The 15,521-nt window shown below is 72.7% G+C and carries 12 protein-coding genes; 3 read left to right on the top strand and 9 right to left on the bottom strand.

Going from position 1 to position 15,521, the window contains the following annotated elements; all coding sequences use genetic code 11:
* Positions 1-29 precede the first annotated feature (29 nt).
* The gene (locus ACZ7L4_RS02910) at positions 30-1,448 is read right to left on the bottom strand and encodes an aldehyde dehydrogenase family protein (RefSeq protein WP_472099160.1); all 1,419 of its coding nucleotides are present in this window, start codon (positions 1,446-1,448) and stop codon (positions 30-32) included.
* 84 nt (positions 1,449-1,532) lie between these two features.
* Positions 1,533-2,663, bottom strand: a complete 1,131-nt coding sequence (locus ACZ7L4_RS02915; protein ID WP_385755364.1) for an NDMA-dependent alcohol dehydrogenase — start codon at positions 2,661-2,663, stop codon at positions 1,533-1,535.
* A gap of 270 nt (positions 2,664-2,933) precedes the next feature.
* Here ACZ7L4_RS02915 and ACZ7L4_RS02920 point away from each other — a divergent pair, with 270 nt between their 5' ends.
* The 3 genes from ACZ7L4_RS02920 to ACZ7L4_RS02930 all read left to right on the top strand — a co-directional run bounded on the left by ACZ7L4_RS02920 (position 2,934) and on the right by ACZ7L4_RS02930 (position 6,706).
* Positions 2,934-4,001 carry an AraC family transcriptional regulator gene (locus tag ACZ7L4_RS02920; RefSeq protein ID WP_472099162.1) on the top strand — a complete coding sequence of 356 codons (1,068 nt, stop codon included), beginning with the start codon at positions 2,934-2,936 and terminating at the stop codon, positions 3,999-4,001.
* Between the two features lie 135 nt (positions 4,002-4,136).
* Complete coding sequence (locus tag ACZ7L4_RS02925) at positions 4,137-5,687, top strand: acyl-CoA synthetase (protein WP_472099164.1); 1,551 nt, start codon at positions 4,137-4,139, stop codon at positions 5,685-5,687.
* Complete coding sequence (locus tag ACZ7L4_RS02930; protein WP_472099166.1) at positions 5,684-6,706, top strand: phosphotransferase family protein; 1,023 nt, start codon at positions 5,684-5,686, stop codon at positions 6,704-6,706. The genes ACZ7L4_RS02925 and ACZ7L4_RS02930 overlap by 4 nt, the downstream gene beginning before the upstream one ends.
* Before the next feature lie 67 nt (positions 6,707-6,773).
* On the opposite strand, the gene ACZ7L4_RS02935 is transcribed toward ACZ7L4_RS02930, so the two are convergent.
* From ACZ7L4_RS02935 to ACZ7L4_RS02965, 7 genes are all read right to left on the bottom strand, one after another.
* Entirely contained in the window at positions 6,774-7,550 is a 777-nt protein-coding gene (locus ACZ7L4_RS02935; RefSeq protein ID WP_472099168.1) for an SDR family NAD(P)-dependent oxidoreductase, read from the bottom strand.
* The gene (locus ACZ7L4_RS02940; protein ID WP_472099169.1) at positions 7,547-8,461 is read right to left on the bottom strand and encodes an enoyl-CoA hydratase-related protein; all 915 of its coding nucleotides are present in this window, start codon (positions 8,459-8,461) and stop codon (positions 7,547-7,549) included. Before ACZ7L4_RS02940 ends, ACZ7L4_RS02935 begins: the two co-directional genes overlap by 4 nt.
* A 48-nt stretch (positions 8,462-8,509) precedes the next feature.
* The gene (locus ACZ7L4_RS02945; RefSeq protein ID WP_472099171.1) at positions 8,510-9,340 is read right to left on the bottom strand and encodes a crotonase/enoyl-CoA hydratase family protein; all 831 of its coding nucleotides are present in this window, start codon (positions 9,338-9,340) and stop codon (positions 8,510-8,512) included.
* 45 nt (positions 9,341-9,385) lie between these two features.
* A complete protein-coding gene (locus ACZ7L4_RS02950) occupies positions 9,386-10,744 on the bottom strand; it encodes a phosphotransferase family protein (protein WP_472099173.1) in 1,359 nt (452 codons plus the stop codon).
* Entirely contained in the window at positions 10,741-11,934 is a 1,194-nt protein-coding gene (locus ACZ7L4_RS02955) for an acyl-CoA dehydrogenase family protein (RefSeq protein ID WP_472099174.1), read from the bottom strand. The genes ACZ7L4_RS02950 and ACZ7L4_RS02955 overlap by 4 nt, the downstream gene beginning before the upstream one ends.
* Positions 11,935-11,972: 38 nt before the next feature.
* Positions 11,973-13,580, bottom strand: a complete 1,608-nt coding sequence (locus tag ACZ7L4_RS02960) for an AMP-binding protein (protein ID WP_472099175.1) — start codon at positions 13,578-13,580, stop codon at positions 11,973-11,975.
* Positions 13,581-13,771: 191 nt separating this feature from the next.
* On the bottom strand, positions 13,772-15,514 hold the full coding sequence (locus ACZ7L4_RS02965) for a PP2C family protein-serine/threonine phosphatase (protein ID WP_472099176.1): 1,743 nt from the start codon (positions 15,512-15,514) through the stop codon (positions 13,772-13,774).
* Positions 15,515-15,521: the final 7 nt, after the last annotated feature.

Consider the following 15,521-nt stretch of genomic DNA (forward strand, 5'->3'; position numbering starts at 1 on the left):
CCAGCGTCCGCCCCGTCGCACCCTCGCTCTCAGTGCTGGATCGCCTTGACCTCCAGGAACTCCTCCAGGCCGAGGCTGCCGTACTCGCGGCCGATGCCGGACTGCTTGTAGCCGCCGAACGGCGCGTTCGGGTTGAACGAGCCGTCGTTGACCTGGACCTGGCCCGACCGGATGCGGCGTGCGAACGCGCGGGCGCGCTCGGGGTCCGCCGACCAGACGCCGCCGGCGAGGCCGTAGGGCGTGTCGTTGGCGATACGGGCGGCGTCGTCCTCGTCCTCGTACGGCTCGATGGACAGGACCGGGCCGAAGATCTCCTCCTTGTGGATCACCATGTCGGTGGTGACGTCGGAGAAGACCGTGGGCTGCACGTAGTACCCGGTGGCCAGGCCCGGCACCGGGTCGCTTCCGCCGGTCACCAGGCGGGCGCCCTCGGCGACGCCCCGGTCGATGTAGCCGCGCACGCGCTCCAGCTGGGTCGCTGAGACGAGCGGGCCGAGGACGGTCTTCTCGTCGCCGGGAGCGCCGACCGTGATCGATTCGACGATCGTACGGGCCAGCTCCTCGGCCTCCGTGAGGCGCTCGCGCGGCACCAGGAGGCGGGTGAGGGCGGAGCACGTCTGACCGGAGTTGATCATCGCGGCCTGGACGGCCTGGGGGAGCGCGGCCCCGAAGTCCGTGTCCGGCAGCAGCACATTGGGGCTCTTGCCGCCCAGCTCCAGGGCCACCTTCTTGACCGTGTCGGCGGCGAGCTGCGCCACGCGCTTGCCCGCGCGCGTCGAGCCGGTGAAGGAGACGACGTCGATGCCGGGATGCGCGGCGATGGCCTCGCCGACGACCGGGCCTGTGCCGCTGACCAGGTTGAAGACACCGGGCGGCAGCCCCGCTGAGTCGATGATCTCGGCGAGCACCCAGGCGTTGAGCGGCGCGACCTCGCTGGGCTTGACGACGACGGTGTTGCCGGCGGCGAGCGCGTAGGCGACCTTCGCGGCGATCTGGTGCAGCGGATAGTTCCACGGGGTGATCGCGCCGACGACGCCGTACGGCTCGCGCACGATCGTCGTGGAGCCCTCCTCGCGCTCGAACGCGAAGGTGCGGGCGACCGCCGCGGCCTGCGTGAAACTGTTCACCGGCAGCGGCACCTGGATCGCCTTGGCGAAGGACAGCGGCGCGCCCATCTCCGAGGAGATCAGCGCGGCCAGCTCGTCGGCGCGCGCCAGCAGTCCGCCCGCGATCTCCTCCAGATACTTCGCCCGCTGCTCGACCGGCGTGTCCCACCAGCCGGGGAACGCCTCGCGGGCCGCCTCGACCGCCCGGTCCACGTCGGCGGGCACGCCGTCAGGGACGGCGCCGACGACCTCCTCGGTGCTGGAGCTGATGACGTCGATGCTTCCCGGTCCTGCCGAGGCGACCCAACGGCCGCCGATGTAGAGCTTGCTGGTGTCGGGCATCTGCGGGTTCCTCAGGGGTGAGCGGTACGCGGATGGGGAGCGGGCGGGCCGAGAGCGGCCCGCCCGCATCGGTGATGTGGCGGCTCAGTAGTCGGCGTCGGTGTAGCGGACCACGCCGCGCAGGTTCTTGCCGTCCCGCATGTCCTGGTAGCCCTGGTTGATCTCCTCCAGGCGGTAGGTGCGCGTGGTGAGCTCGTCCAGCTTGAGCCGCCCTGCGCGGTACTGCTCGAGCAGGCGCGGGATCTGGGTGCGCGGGCTGATGCCGCCGAAGATGGCGCCCTGGATCCGCTTCTGCATCAGCGTCAGGTCGAACAGGCTGACCTTGGCGTCGATCTGCTGCATGTCCGCGAGGGCCGTCGCGATGACCTGGCCGCCCTTGGCGGTCATCGCGAGCGCCGGGGCCAGCTGGTCGCCCTGGAGTTCACCGACGGTCAGGATGACGGTGTGTGCCTTCGCACCCCAGGTCAGCTCCGTGACCGGCCCCTCGGCCTCCTCCATGGAGGCGAAGGTGTGCGTGGCGCCGAACTCCCGTGCCTTGTCCCGCTTGAACTCGACCGGGTCCACCGCGATCACGAAGCGCGCGCCGGCCGCCGCCGCGCCCTGCACCGCGTTGATGCCGATGCCGCCGACACCGACGACCACGACGGTGTCTCCCGGCCGTGTGTCGCCGATGGAGACGGCGGAGCCCCAGCCCGTGGAGACGCCGCAGCCGAGCAGTGCGGCCGTCTCCAGCGGCACATCCTTCTCGATCTTGATGACGGAGGACTGGTTCACGGTCACGTACGGAGCGAACGTGCCCAGCAGACACATCGGTGTGACCGGGTCGCCGCCGGCGGTGAGCGTGCGGTAGGTGTTGTCGGCGATGGACTGCCCGGTCAGCAGGTTGGCACCCTGGTCGCACAGGTTCTGCAGGCCCTGCGAACAGGGGCGGCACACACCGCAGGCCGGGATGAAGCCGAGGATCGCGTGGTCGCCCTCCTCGACGCCGGTGACGCCGGGGCCGACCTTCGTCACCACGCCCGCCCCCTCGTGCCCGCCGAGCAGCGGGTAGGTGGCGGCGAGGCTGGCGCCGACGCGGAAGTGTTCGTCCGAGTGGCACAGGCCCGAAGCGGCCAGGCGCAGCTGCACCTCGCCCGCGACCGGGTCGCCGACCTCGATCGGCTCGACCGTCCAGTCCTCGCCGGGCTTGTGGAGCAGGGCTCCCTTGGTCTGCATGCGCGTCCTCCCAGCTTCGGCAACACGGCCGCGCCCGACCGCGCCCTCGTCACCGAACCGGACGGCCGGACGGGGCCGGACACACTTGCCTCAAGCTAGGGCGGCCCACCGGCGTGCCTCCATGACCAAAGCGGACAACGCCGGGACAGATTCGGACACGCAGCCGGGTTGTGGCCGCCGGGAGCCCGTGCTGTCATGAACTCCCCTGACGGATGCGGGCGTTGGCAGCGTGACGGCCGGAACGTGACGGCGGGAAACGGAGGGCCGGTCATGACCGTGTCGATGGACACGGCTGCCGCGCAGCCGGAGGTCATCGCCGAGGGCTTCACCGACTGGGACTTCCCGCGTGCCGCATCGGGCGTCGTCCTGCTGCTCGACTTCGCCGCGGAACGCGGGCTCGGCGCGGCGGACTGCCTCGCGGGCTCGGGCATCGACGCCGCGGCGCTCGGTGACCCGCACCACCTCGTCGAGGCCTCGCAGGAGATCGCCGTCGTCCGCAATCTGTTGCGCGGGCTCGGCGACCGCCCGGGGCTCGGCATCGAGGTCGGGGCGCGCTACCACGTCACCACGTTCGGCCTGTTCGGCTACGCGCTGCTCAGCGCGCCGACGATGCGCGAGGTGTTCCGGTGCGGGCTTCGGTACTCGGCGCTCACCTTCGGCTTCGCCCGGCACAGCGCGGTGGTCGACGCGGCGGGGGACGTCCTGCACCGCATGGACGGCGGCCGGATCCCCGCCGACGTACGGCGCTTCCTCGTCGAACGGGACTGCGCGGCCAATATCGTCCTCGGCCGCCAGGTGTTCGCGGGTGGGCCCGCCGTCCCGCTGCGCCGCGTCGACCTCGCCCTCCCCGAGCCGCCGGGCGCCCCGCCGGCCACCGTCCTGGGTGCTCCGGTGCGCTACGGCGCCGGGACTACGGCCCTCGTCTACGACCACGACTTCCTGGACAGCCCGCTGCCGCACGGCAATCCGCACACCGCGCAGATCTGCCAGGAGCTGTGCGAGCGCCTCGTGGCGCAGCGGGCGAGCGGCAGCGGCGCGGCCCGCACGGTGCGCCGGCACCTGCTGGCGGGCGGCGGCCCCGACCCCGGCATCGAGCACATCGCGCGCCGCATGAACATCACCTCGCGGACCCTGCGCCGCAAGCTCGCCGCCGAGGGCACCACCTACCGCCGCCTGCTCGACGACGTACGGCTCACCCTCGTCCAGGACGGTCTGCGGCACGAGCGGCTGTCCGCCGCGGAGCTGGCGCACCGGCTCGGTTACTCGGAGCCGTCGAGCTTCATGCGGGCCTTCCGCCGCTGGACTGCGGCTGATTCCCAGCGCGCCGACGGGAGTTGAACCGGCAGTTGAATCGGCACACCCGCCCTGAACGAACGATCAATTCATCGCGTCGTACGTCTTGCTGCCGCCGCGCGGGGTGACTTAGAAAGAGTCCACGGCCACCGGCGTCCACGTCCATGCGAAAGGCGTCCCGTGTATCCAGGTGCCCATGCCCAGAACGATCCGCAGCGGCCCGCCGTCGTCATGGCGTCGACCGGCGAACGGCTGACGTACGGGGAGCTGGACGAACGCTCCGTCCGGCTCGCCCACGTGTTCCGGGAGGCGGGCCTGCGCCGCGGCGACGTGGTCGCCCTCCTCACCGACAACTCGATCCACACCTACGAGGTCTACTGGGCGGCGGTCCGCTCCGGCTTCTACATCACCCTCGTCAACCACCATCTGTCCGCGGCCGAGATCGCGTACATCGTGAGCGACTCCGGCGCCGCCGCGCTGGTCGTCTCTGCCGCCCTCGCCGACCTGGCGCGGGACGTCGCCGCGCAGATCCCCGCGACCGCGCGCGTCCGGCTCGCCTACGGCGGCAGCGTCGACGGCTTCGACGACTACGCGGCCGCGCTCGCCGGGGCGTCCGCCGAGCCGCCCGCCGACCAGCCGCGCGGCGCCGACCTGCTCTACTCCTCCGGCACCACGGGCCGCCCCAAGGGCATCCGCCCCGAGCTGCCCGACCGCCAGGTCGGCGAGCCCGGCGACACACTCGTCGAACTCCTGCGCCTGTTCTACGGCTTCGACGAGCACGCCGTGTACCTGTCGCCCGCGCCCGTCTACCACGCGGCGCCGCTGCGCTACGGCGCCTCCGTGCACGCGCTCGGCGGCACCGTCGTCATGATGGAGCGCTTCGACCCCGAGGACGCGCTGCGCGCCATCGAGCGCTACCGCATCACGCACAGCCAGTGGGTGCCGACGCACTTCATCCGCCTGCTGCGGCTGCCGGAGAAGGTCCGTACCGCCTACGACCTCTCCAGCCACAAGGTCGTCGTGCACGCCGCCGCGCCCTGCCCGCCGGACGTCAAGCGCGCGATGATCGACTGGTGGGGGCCGAAGCTGTACGAGTACTACTCCGCGACCGAGGGCATCGGCATGACGCTGATCACCTCGGAGGAGTGGCTCACGAAACCGGGCTCGGTCGGCCGGCCCATCCTCGGGCAGCCGAGGATCTGCGACGACGAGGGGCGCGTGCTGCCCGCGGGGGAGACCGGCACGGTCTACTTCGCGCGGGAGGGCGACGGCAGCTTCGAGTACCTCGGCGACCCCGACAAGACCAAGGGCGCGCAGCACCCGGAGCACGCGGACTGGGTGACGCTCGGCGACGTCGGCCACCTCGACGAGGACGGCTACCTGTTCCTCACCGACCGCCGCACCTTCATGATCATCTCTGGTGGGGTGAACATCTACCCGCAGGAGATCGAGAACATCCTCGCCCTCCACCCCGACATCACCGACGTCGCGGTGATCGGCGTCCCCGACCCGGAGATGGGCGAGGCCGTCAAGGCGGTGGCGCAGCCCGCGCCGGGCGTGACACCGGGCCCCGACCTGGAGGAGCGCCTGATCGCCTACGTACGCGAGCGCATCGCCCACTACAAGGCGCCCCGCAGCGTCGACTTCGTGGACGAACTGCCGCGCACGCCAACCGGCAAGCTGGTCAAGGGAAAGCTCAAGGCCCGCTACGCCCAGCCGGGACCGGCATGACGACCGGCGTCGGACCCGCGGTCGACGCCTGGCTCGCCGCACACGTGCCCGGCATCGCCCCACCGCTCACCTTCGACCTGGTCTCCGGCGGCCGCTCGAACCTCACCTACCGGGTGACCGACGCGAGCGGCACCGTCCGGGCGCTGCGCAGGCCGCCCACCGGCGGAGTCCTCAGCACGGCACACGACATGAGCCGCGAATGGCGCTTCCTGACGGCCCTCGCGCCCACCGAGGTACCGGTGCCCGAACCGCTCGCCTACTGCGCCGACACCACGGTGAGCGGGGCGGAGTTCTACGTCATGGACTTCGTCGAGGGCACCGTGGGCGCGGACCGGGACGCCGTAGCGGACTGGCCGCAGGACGCCCGGCGCCGGGCGGGCACGAGCCTGGTGGAGGTCCTCGCCGCCCTGCACCGCCTCGACCCGGTGGAGGTCGGACTCGGCGACATGGCGCGCCCCCGCGGCTACGTCGAACGCCAACTGCACCGCTGGCAGCGCCAGGTGCACCGCTCCGGCGCCCCCGACCTGGCGCTCCTCGACACGGTCCACGACGCGCTGCTCGACCGCGTACCCCCGCAGTCGACGGGCATCGTCCACGGCGACTTCCGCCCGGGCAACCTCTCCTTCGCCCCCGACGGCACGGTGGTCGCCGTCTTCGACTGGGAACTGGCCACCCTGGGCGACCCCTTGGCGGACCTCGGCTGGCTCGTCTCCACCTGGGAACAACCGGGCGACACGGTCCCACCCACGACGGCGGGCCCGAGCGCGGCCCCCGGCTTCTGCACCCGCACCGAACTGATCGACGCCTACGCGAAGGCCTCCGGCCTCGACGTCTCGCGCCTGCCGTACTACGTGGCGTTCTCCCGCTGGCGATCGGCGTGCATCGGCGCCGGCGTCGCGGCCCGCTTCGCGGCCGGCGTGATGGGCGAGAACGAACTCCCGGTCGAGGAACTGCGGCGGCAGGTGCTGCGGCAGAGCGAGGCCGCGCACGAAGCGGTGCGCGACCTCGACACGATCTGACTCCCGACGGCCTCGACACGGCTGATACCGGGACGACGACCTCGACACGATCTGACCCCGACGACCTCTAGAAGATCGAGTACCCGCCGTCCACGACGATCGTGTCTCCGGTCTGGAAGCCGCCGGCCCCGCCCGCCAGATACACGGCGAGGCGGGCGAAGTCGGACGGGTCGCCCCAGCGGCGTTGCGGCATCCGCTTCATGACGTTGCGCTCGAACGTCTCGTTGTGGAGCGTGGCCGAGGCCAACGGCGTCTCCGTCCAGCCCACTTGCAGGGAATGGGCGTTGATGCCGTGGCGGGCGAACTCCACGGCGCAGCCCTGCAGGAGCGAGGTGAGCGCCGCCTTGCTCGCCGCGTACGCCTCGTTGCGCGGGCTGCCCTGCACCGACGACAGGCTGGAGGTGCCGACGAGGACGCCGCCGCCCCCGCGCTCCACCATGTGCGCGGCGGCGGCCCGCAGCGTGAGGAACGCGCCCTCCAGGTTCACCCGCATCACCCGCCGGAAGTCCGCGAGGCTCAGCTCCGTGAACGGGGTGATCGTGCCGTTGATCCCCGCGTTGGCGAAGCACGAGTCGACCCGGCCGAACCGCTCCAGGGTCTCGGCGAAGGCGGCGGTGACCGCGTCCTCGTCGCCCACGTCGCAGCGGATCGCGGCCACCCGCGTCCCGTGCTTGCCGAGTTCGTCCGCGGCGGCCGCGTTGCGCTCGGCGTTCGTGCCCCAGACGCACACGTCCGCGCCCGCCTCGGCGAGGCCGTGGGCCATGCCGAGGCCGATGCCGGAGTTTCCGCCGGTGACGAGGGCGACATGTCCGGTGAGGTCGAACATGCCGCGCGCCGCGCTCATCGGACGTCCTGCGGCGGCTCGGGCCACGACGGGAGGGTGTCCTCGTGATCGGCGAGGGTCGCCGGGAACTTCGCCGGGCGCTTCTCCAGGAAGGACATGACGCCCTCGGCGGCGTCCGGGCCCTGGCCGAGCTTGTAGATGGCTGCAGAGTCGAGGCGGTGGGCGTCCCACGGCGAGGCGGCGCCGAGCATCGACCACATCAGGCGGCGCGAGTGCGCGACCGAGACGGCCGAGGTGTTCTCCGCGATCTCGGAAGCCAGCGCGTACGCGGTCGGCAGGAGGTCCTCGTCCGGGACCACGCGGGTGACCAGGCGTCCGGCGAGGGCCTCCGCCGCGTCGAAGACCCGGCCGGTCGCCACCCACTCCATCGCCTGCGAGATCCCCACGACCCGCGGCAGGAACCAGCTCGACGCCGCTTCCGGCACCAGGCCGCGGCGCGCGAAGACGAACCCGAAGCGGGCCGACTCGGCCGCGATCCGGATGTCGGCGGGCAGCGTCATCGTCGAACCGACGCCCACCGCCGGGCCGTTGACCGCCACGATGACCGGCTTGACGCTGGCGGCGATGCGCAGCGCCACGCACCCGCCGCCGTCGCGCGGCACCCCGTCGATGGTGCCGAAGTCCGTGCGCCCGCCGGCCCGGCCGACGGCCTCGTGGTCGAAGGTGGCGGCGCCGCCCGCCAGGTCCGCGCCCGCGCAGAAGCCGCGCCCCGAGCCGGTCAGGACCACGGCCCGCACGTCGTCGTCCGCGTCGGTCAGGTCGAACGCGGCGATGAGTTCGGCGGCCATGGTGTGCGTGAAGGCGTTCAGGCGCTCGGGCCGGTGCAGGGTGATGGTGGCGATGTGGTCGGCGACCCCGAAGCGGATCTCCGTGAAGTCGGTGTCCGTGGCGGCCTGTTGGGCGTCGGTCATGCGTGGGTCCTCAAGCTCTCTGTAGCTCTCTGTGCCGTACGGGAGTTGTCAGATGTCGGTGAAGCGCGGCGCCCGTTTCCCGAAGCGGGCCGCCACCGCCTCGACCTGGTTCGGGCTGCCGATCAGCGCGCCGATCTCCTTCTGCTCCTCGGCGAAGCCGGTCGCGAGATCGGTGCGGCCCGCGAGGTCGAGGAGCCGCTTGGACGCGCGGACGGCGTGCGGGCTCTGCGCCGCGATCCGGGCGGCCGTCTCCAGGGCGGCGGCCAGCGGATCGTCCGCCGTGTACGTGGCGAGGCCGATGCGCGCGGCCTCCTCGCCGCCCACGATCCGGGCGGTGAAGGTCAGTTCCTTCGCCACGTCGCGGCCCACGAGCTCGGGCAGCAGCTGCGTGCCGGTCATGTCGGGGACGAGCCCCCACGCCACCTCGAACACGCTGAGGCGGGCATCCGGAGCCACGATGCGGATGTCGGCGCCGAGCGCGACCTGGAGCCCGCCGCCGAGCGCGTTGCCGCGCAGCGCCGCGATCACCGGCACCGGCAGCTCGGCCCAGACGTACGCGGCGCGCTGCCCGGCCGCCTGCGCGGGCCCGTCCGACGGCGGCAGCGCGGCGAGCCCGGACAGCCGCTGCCCGTCCCGCATCGCCTGGAAGGAGGTGAAGTCGAGCCCGGCGCAGAAGTCGGGTCCCTCGCCGGACAGTACGACGGCCCGTACGCCCTCCTCGGTCTTCAACCGCTCGCCCGTCGCGACGAGCGCCTCGAACATGGCCGGGTCCAGCGCGTTGCGCTTGTCGGGCCGGTTGAGCCGGACGTCGGCGACGCCGTCGGTCACGGTGACCGTCACCCGCTGCTGCGTCTCGTCGGCGGCCTCTGTGCTGGTCATGCCTGTGCTCCCTCGGTTCTCGTTCCTACGGGTTCGGGGTGGCGGTCACCGTGCCGGCTGCGCCGCGTACGCCGGGTTGGCGACGGCCAGCCTGTCGGTGACACCGCCTCGTACGGCTTCGAGGACCGCGGAATCGTCCACCGACACCGTTCCGTCGTGGATTGCCCGGGCGAGGGCACGGTCGTCGGCGAGGCCGAGCGCGGCCAGGCGGCGGGCGTGGGCGTCGGCCTGGGCGGGTGCGAGCAGTGCCTCGCGGCGGGCGACGGCCACCGCGTTCGCCGCCACCTTCGACAGGAAGCGCAGCCGGGGATCGCCCGCCGTCTCCTCGGTGAGGAAGGTCTGCACGGAGCGCAGCAGCGCGTCGGCGCCGGGGCGGTCGTGCGGGGGAGCGGCGGCGGTGTCGTCGCGGCCGGCCAGGACGTCGGGCACGGCGCCGGGCTCGGTGACGCCGAGCGCGAGCAGCAGGTCGTACTCCTGCTCGCAGACCTTGCGGCCCAACACGGCGTACTCGACGGACTGTTCGGCGCCGGACAGGAACCGCTCGGCCTGCATGCGGCACAGCACCGCCCAGCGGAGCGTGCCGTACACCTCCCACCAGTGCAGTTCGTCCTCGCTCGGGCGGGTCCCGGCGATCTCGGCGTACCCGGCGAGGAGCTCCTCGCGCGGGCCGAAGCCGCCCACCGACTCGGCCGAGCCGAACCGCCAGGCCTTCACGCACAGCCAGCCCAGGTCCTCGACCGGATCGCCGAGGTGGGCGAGCTCCCAGTCGAGGACGGCGCGCACCCCGGTCTCGTCGACCATGAGGTTGCCGTTGCGGAAGTCGCCGTGCACGACGCGGGCCGGGCCCGTGGTCGGCGGGCGGTGCTCGGCGAGCCAGCGCAGGCCCAGTTCGACGGCCGGACGAGGGTCGTCGAACTGGTAGTAGAGGTCGGCCAGTTGGTGCAGGGGGTCGGTCTCGGGCAGGTCCGGGACGGACGCGGCCGGGATCGTGTGGATGCGTGCGAGGATCCGGCCGAGCTCGCGCGCCAGCTTCGGACGCACGGCCGCGAACCGCTCGTCGCGCAGCAGGCGGCGCGGGATCGTCTCGCCCTCGACGCGCTCCATGACCAGGCAGGCGCGCCCGAGGAGCGTGCCCTGGTCGACGAGCCGAGGCACGGGCACCCCCGCGTCGGCCGCTGCCGCGAGGGCCGCGGCCTCCCGCGCCATCACCTCGGGGTTCGGCCTGAACGGCGGGTCGCAGCGCAGGATCATCGGGTGCGGGGTGCCGTCGGGCGCCGTGGCGTCGAGGGTGAAGGTGTCCCGGCTGGCGCCACCGGAAAGCCTCCGCCAGCCCTCGACGGTCGCGGGCCCGCCCCACAACTCGCCCAGTCGATCCCGCAGTTCCTCCCGCAGTGGATCGCTCACGCGGGCAGCCCCGCCCACGGCGCCTTGGTCACGTCGCCGAGCAGCTTGCGCGCGACGACCATGCGGTGCACCTCGTCGGGCCCGTCGTAGATGCGGGCGTAGCGGGCGCGCCGGTACATGGCCTCCAGCGGGGTGTCGGCGGTGACACCGAGCGCGCCGTGCACCTGGATGGCGCGGTCGACGACGTTGTGCAGCACCTGTGCGCCCCAGAACTTCACCATGCTGATCTCCAGGCGGGCCTGCCCGTCCTGGTCGTAGCGACGCGCCGCGTCCAGGGTCATCAGGCGGGCGGCCTGGATCTCGGCGGCCGACTCCGCGATGTAGCGCCGGATCTCGCCCTTCTCGGCGAGCAACGACCCGTGCGCGTACCGGGTGTTGGCGCGCTCGACCATCAACTCGAAGGCCCGTTGCGCCTGCCCGAGCCAGCGCATGCAGTGGAAGATACGGCCGGGACCGAGGCGGCGCTGCGCGATGGTGAAGCCCTCGCCGCGCTCGCCGAGCAGATGGTCGGCCGGGACCCGGACGTCGGTCAGGCGCAGTTCGCAGTGGTCGCCCTCGGTGTCGCCCATCGTCTCCAGGACGCGGGAGATCTCCAGGCCCGGGGTGCCGGCCGGCACGATGATCGCGGACACGGCGGCGTGCGGGCTCGCGGCGTCCTCGTCGGTACGGGCGAAGACCGTGGTGAACGCGGCCCGGCTGGCCCCGGTGGTGAACCACTTGTGGCCGTTGATCACCCACTCGTCGCCGTCGAGCACGGCCGTCGTCGCGATCCGGGTCGGGTCGGAGCCGGCCACCTCCGGCTCGGTGAGCCCGACGCTCGGGCTGATCTCGGCGTTGACGAGCGGCTTGAGCCAGCGCTCGCGCTGCGCACGGGAGGCGTACAGATCGAGCATGATCGAGTCCTGCATGGTGTACGTGCCGACGGCCAGCTGGCCGTACTCGGAACGCCCGATGATCTCGTTGACCAGCGCGAAGTCGTACAACGGCAGGCCCTTGCCGCCGAGTTCGGCCGGGTGCCCGAGGATCCACAGGTCCAGCTTCTTCGCCCGCTCCTGCAGCGCGGCGAGCGTGGCGCGGGCCTCGGGGGTGCGGCCGCCGAGGACCTTCTCGGCGGGGATCACCTCGTCGTTGATGAACGCGGCCATCCGGGCGCGCAGTTCCGTCAGGTCTTCATGTGTCGCGTCAGACATGCGGATCCGTCCAGTCGGGGGGGCGTCGGGGAGTCCTGTCAGTCGCGGGCGGCCTCGCGCAGCCGCACCTTGAGGACCTTCCCGGCGGCGTTGCGCGGGAGCGCCTCGATGACGACGACCGAGGTCGGCTTCTTGTACGAGGCGAGCAGTTCGCGGCAGTGCTCGGTGATGTCCGCCTCGGTGGGCGGATCGGCGGGATCCTTCGGCACGACGTACGCGCGCGGGGTCTCCACCCACTCGGGGTGCGGCACGCCCACGACGGCCACCTCGGCGACCTTGGGGTGCTGGTCGATGACGGCCTCGACCTCGGCGGAGTAGATGTTCTCGCCACCCGAGATGATCATGTCCTTCTTGCGGTCGACGACGTAGATGTAGCCCTCGTCGTCCATCCGGCACAGGTCTCCGGAGTGGAACCAGCCGCCTTCGAAGGCCGCGGCGGTGGCCTCGGGGTTGTTCCAGTAGCCCAGCATGAGATTGCCGCCGCGGTAGACGATCTCGCCGACCTCGCCCACGGGCACGTCCCGCATCTCCTCGTCCACGATCCGCGCGTCGACGTGCCGCACCGGCTTGCCGACGGAGCCGAGCTTGCGCACCGCGTCCTCGCCGTCGAGGTAACACGTCACCGACGCCATCTCCGTCTGCCCGAAGGCGCTTCTGATGACGACGCCGGGGAACGTGTCGTTCATCGCCTCCAGGACGGAGGGCGGCGCGGCGGAGGCGCCCCAACTCAGGCTGTTCAGGACGAGCTTGCGGTCCCGGATGCCCGGCACCTCGCAGATCGCCTTCCACTGGCTGGGCACCAGGAAGCAGCCGGTGATCCGCTCCCGCTCCAGCAGGTCGACCGTCTCCGCAGCGTCGAAGCCGACGGTGGCGCCGATGACGGTGCAGGTGCCGTAGAGCATGGAGGCGACGATCGAGTCGACGCCCGCGATGTGGAACATCGGGATGTTCAGCAGGCCCCGGTCGGTGGGCTTCGGTGTCTGCACCTCCACCATGTGCAGCGTGTTCACGACCAGGTTGAGGTGGCTGAGCACGGCGCCCTTGGAACGGCCCGTGGTTCCCGAGGTGTACATCAGGAACGCCGGGTCGTTCTCGTCGACGTCGGCCTCGACGGGCCCGTCGTCGTACGCGTCGCGCACCGCGGTGAGACTTTCGGTGCCGTCGGGTGCCTCGCCGTCGCCGAGGTGCAGCACCCGGCAGTCGGAGCCGGCGAGGCGCCGTGCCTCCAGGCCAAGCTGGGCCAGCGGTTCGTCGACCACGAACACGGTCGGGGTGCAGTCGCCGAGGACATGGGCCACTTCGGCGGGCACCAGACGGAAGTTGATCGGCACGGCGATCGCGCCGAGCCGCAGCGCGGCGAACCAGACCTCCACCGTCTCCATCCGGTTCGTGGTCAGCGCGGCGACCCGGTCGCCGGGTCCGACACCGCGCGCGGCGTAGGCGCGCGCGAGCCGGTTCACGCGGGCGTCGAGGACGGCGTACGTGATCTCCCGGTCCCGGTGGCGCAGGGCCGGGGCCGTCGGCGTACGCCGGGCCTGGCGCGCCAGTTGGTGGGCGAGGGAGAGGCGGCGACCGGCCCGCAGGGACGCGTCGGGCGAGGGTGCGGGCGGTGCGGTGGGACCGGATGCGTCAGTTGCGTCGGGCACGAAGGACACGGGGCTCCCGTCGACGGCTGCCGGACGGCCCGGGTCACCCCGGCCGTGGCGGCCTGTGCGGGGACCCGATCCAGGACTGATCGAACGTTAAGAGGCCCGCGGTCCCACGACAACCCCCGCGGCGTGAAACGGGGTTGTTCCGGCCGGGTTCGCCGTTGCCGCGGGGAGATGCTGATCGGTCGTTAAGGCGTCGGGGGCGGCGTCGCGGTGCGCCGCAGGACCAGGAGGGTCGCGTCGTCGGAGCGGTGCGGCCCGTCGAGCTCGCCGACGACGCGCTCGGCGTACTCGTTGAGCGCCTCGTGCCCCGCACCGGGGCCGTCGCCGCGCAGGCAGCGCTTCGCCGCGTCGAGAAAGCGCTGCGTGTCGAGGTCGGGGTCGCTGTCGCGGCGCTCGGTGAGGCCGTCGGAGTACATCAGGACGATGTCGCCCACGCGCAGCGCCGTCTCCGCCGCCGTGTACGGCACCCCCGACAGGACGCCGAGCGGGAGCCCCGGTCCGCCCTCGGGGTCCGGCAGTTGACCGGCCGCGCCGTCCCGTACGAGGACGGGGCACGGGTGGCCCGCGCAGGTCCAGCGCAGCAGCCCCACCTCCGGGTGGTAGCGGGCGATGATCGCGGTCGCGGTCGACTCGATGCCGTCGGCGCAGGCCAACTCGTTGAGCCATTCCGTGAGTTGCTCGACGCGCTGCTCGGTGTAGGCGAGGCCGGCCAGCGCGTAGCGGAGCTTCGCCATGAGGGTGACCGCGGCCAGGCCGTGCCCGCGGGCGTCGCCGAGCGCCACGAGGAGACGGTCGCCGGGGAGCCTGCGCGCCTTGTACCAGTCGCCGCCGACCCCGGCCTCCCGGGCGTCGGGCCGGTACACGGCGGTGGCCTCGAGTCCGTAGGCGGCCAGTTCGTCCTGGAAGTGGGGGAGGACCGCCTCGCGCAGCACACCGGCGACCTCGGCGACGGCCTCGGCCCGGCCGCGCTGGCGCCGCGCCTCGCGTTCCGCGCGCTCGGCCGTCGCGCGGCGGCGCCGTTCGGCGGTCACGTCGGTGAGCACGGCCCGCAGCGCCCACACCAGGCCGCCGGGGGCGATGCGCACGGGTTCGGCGGTCATCCGGACGACCCGGGAACCGGCCCCGTTCAGGCGCAGCTCGCAGATGCCCGTGCGTTTGCGCAGGATGACGTCGTACAGCGTCCGGTACAGCTCGGGCAGGCTCTCCGGGGTCACGGTCGCCGCCAGCTCGGACAGGGTGGGGATGTCCGCGTCGCCGTCGAGACCCAGCACCTGGCGGAAACCGCGCGAGGGGTCGACCCCGCCGTCGGCCAGGTTCCACTCCGCCCAGCAGGTGCGCACCAGCTGCTGGGCGGCGGCCGCCATGTGCAGGCGGTGGCCGCGCTCCCAGGTGATCAGGAGGTGCTCGCCGCACGGGGCGACCCGGACCTGGTCGTTGATCCGCACCGGGCCGCGCGTCGTGGTCACGACCCATTCGATCAGCGTGGGCCCCTGCGCGGCGCGCTCACCCAGCGCGGCGGCCAGCATGTCGGGCAGCGGCGTCCTGGTCAGGGACGGGAATCGCTCGAACAGCGACACGGGTCCCACCCAGCGCGGCAGGCTGCCGTGCGGGAGGCGCTCGGCGGCGTAGCTGCGGGCCGCCGCGTTCTGGGCGACGTAGAGGGCGTCCTGGATGCGGCCGTCGTCGTCCAGGAGCGGGGCGACCAGCAGCGCGGGCGCGGGCATGGCGTCCAGGACCTCCCGGCCCGAGGGTGCGGGCGGCAGCGGCGAGGACGAGACCGTGGCGGGCAGTGCGCCCCTGTCTCGGCCGGGGTCCTGGTACGACTCGGCGTACTGCCTGATCCGACGCCGCTGGGCCGCGAGCAGCTCCCTGATCGACCGGAGCGCCAGGTGGGTGCGGGCGTCGGGCACCGCTGAGGTGGCGTCCATACGGGGG

This window comes from Streptomyces sp. NPDC107575, assembly GCF_055657265.1.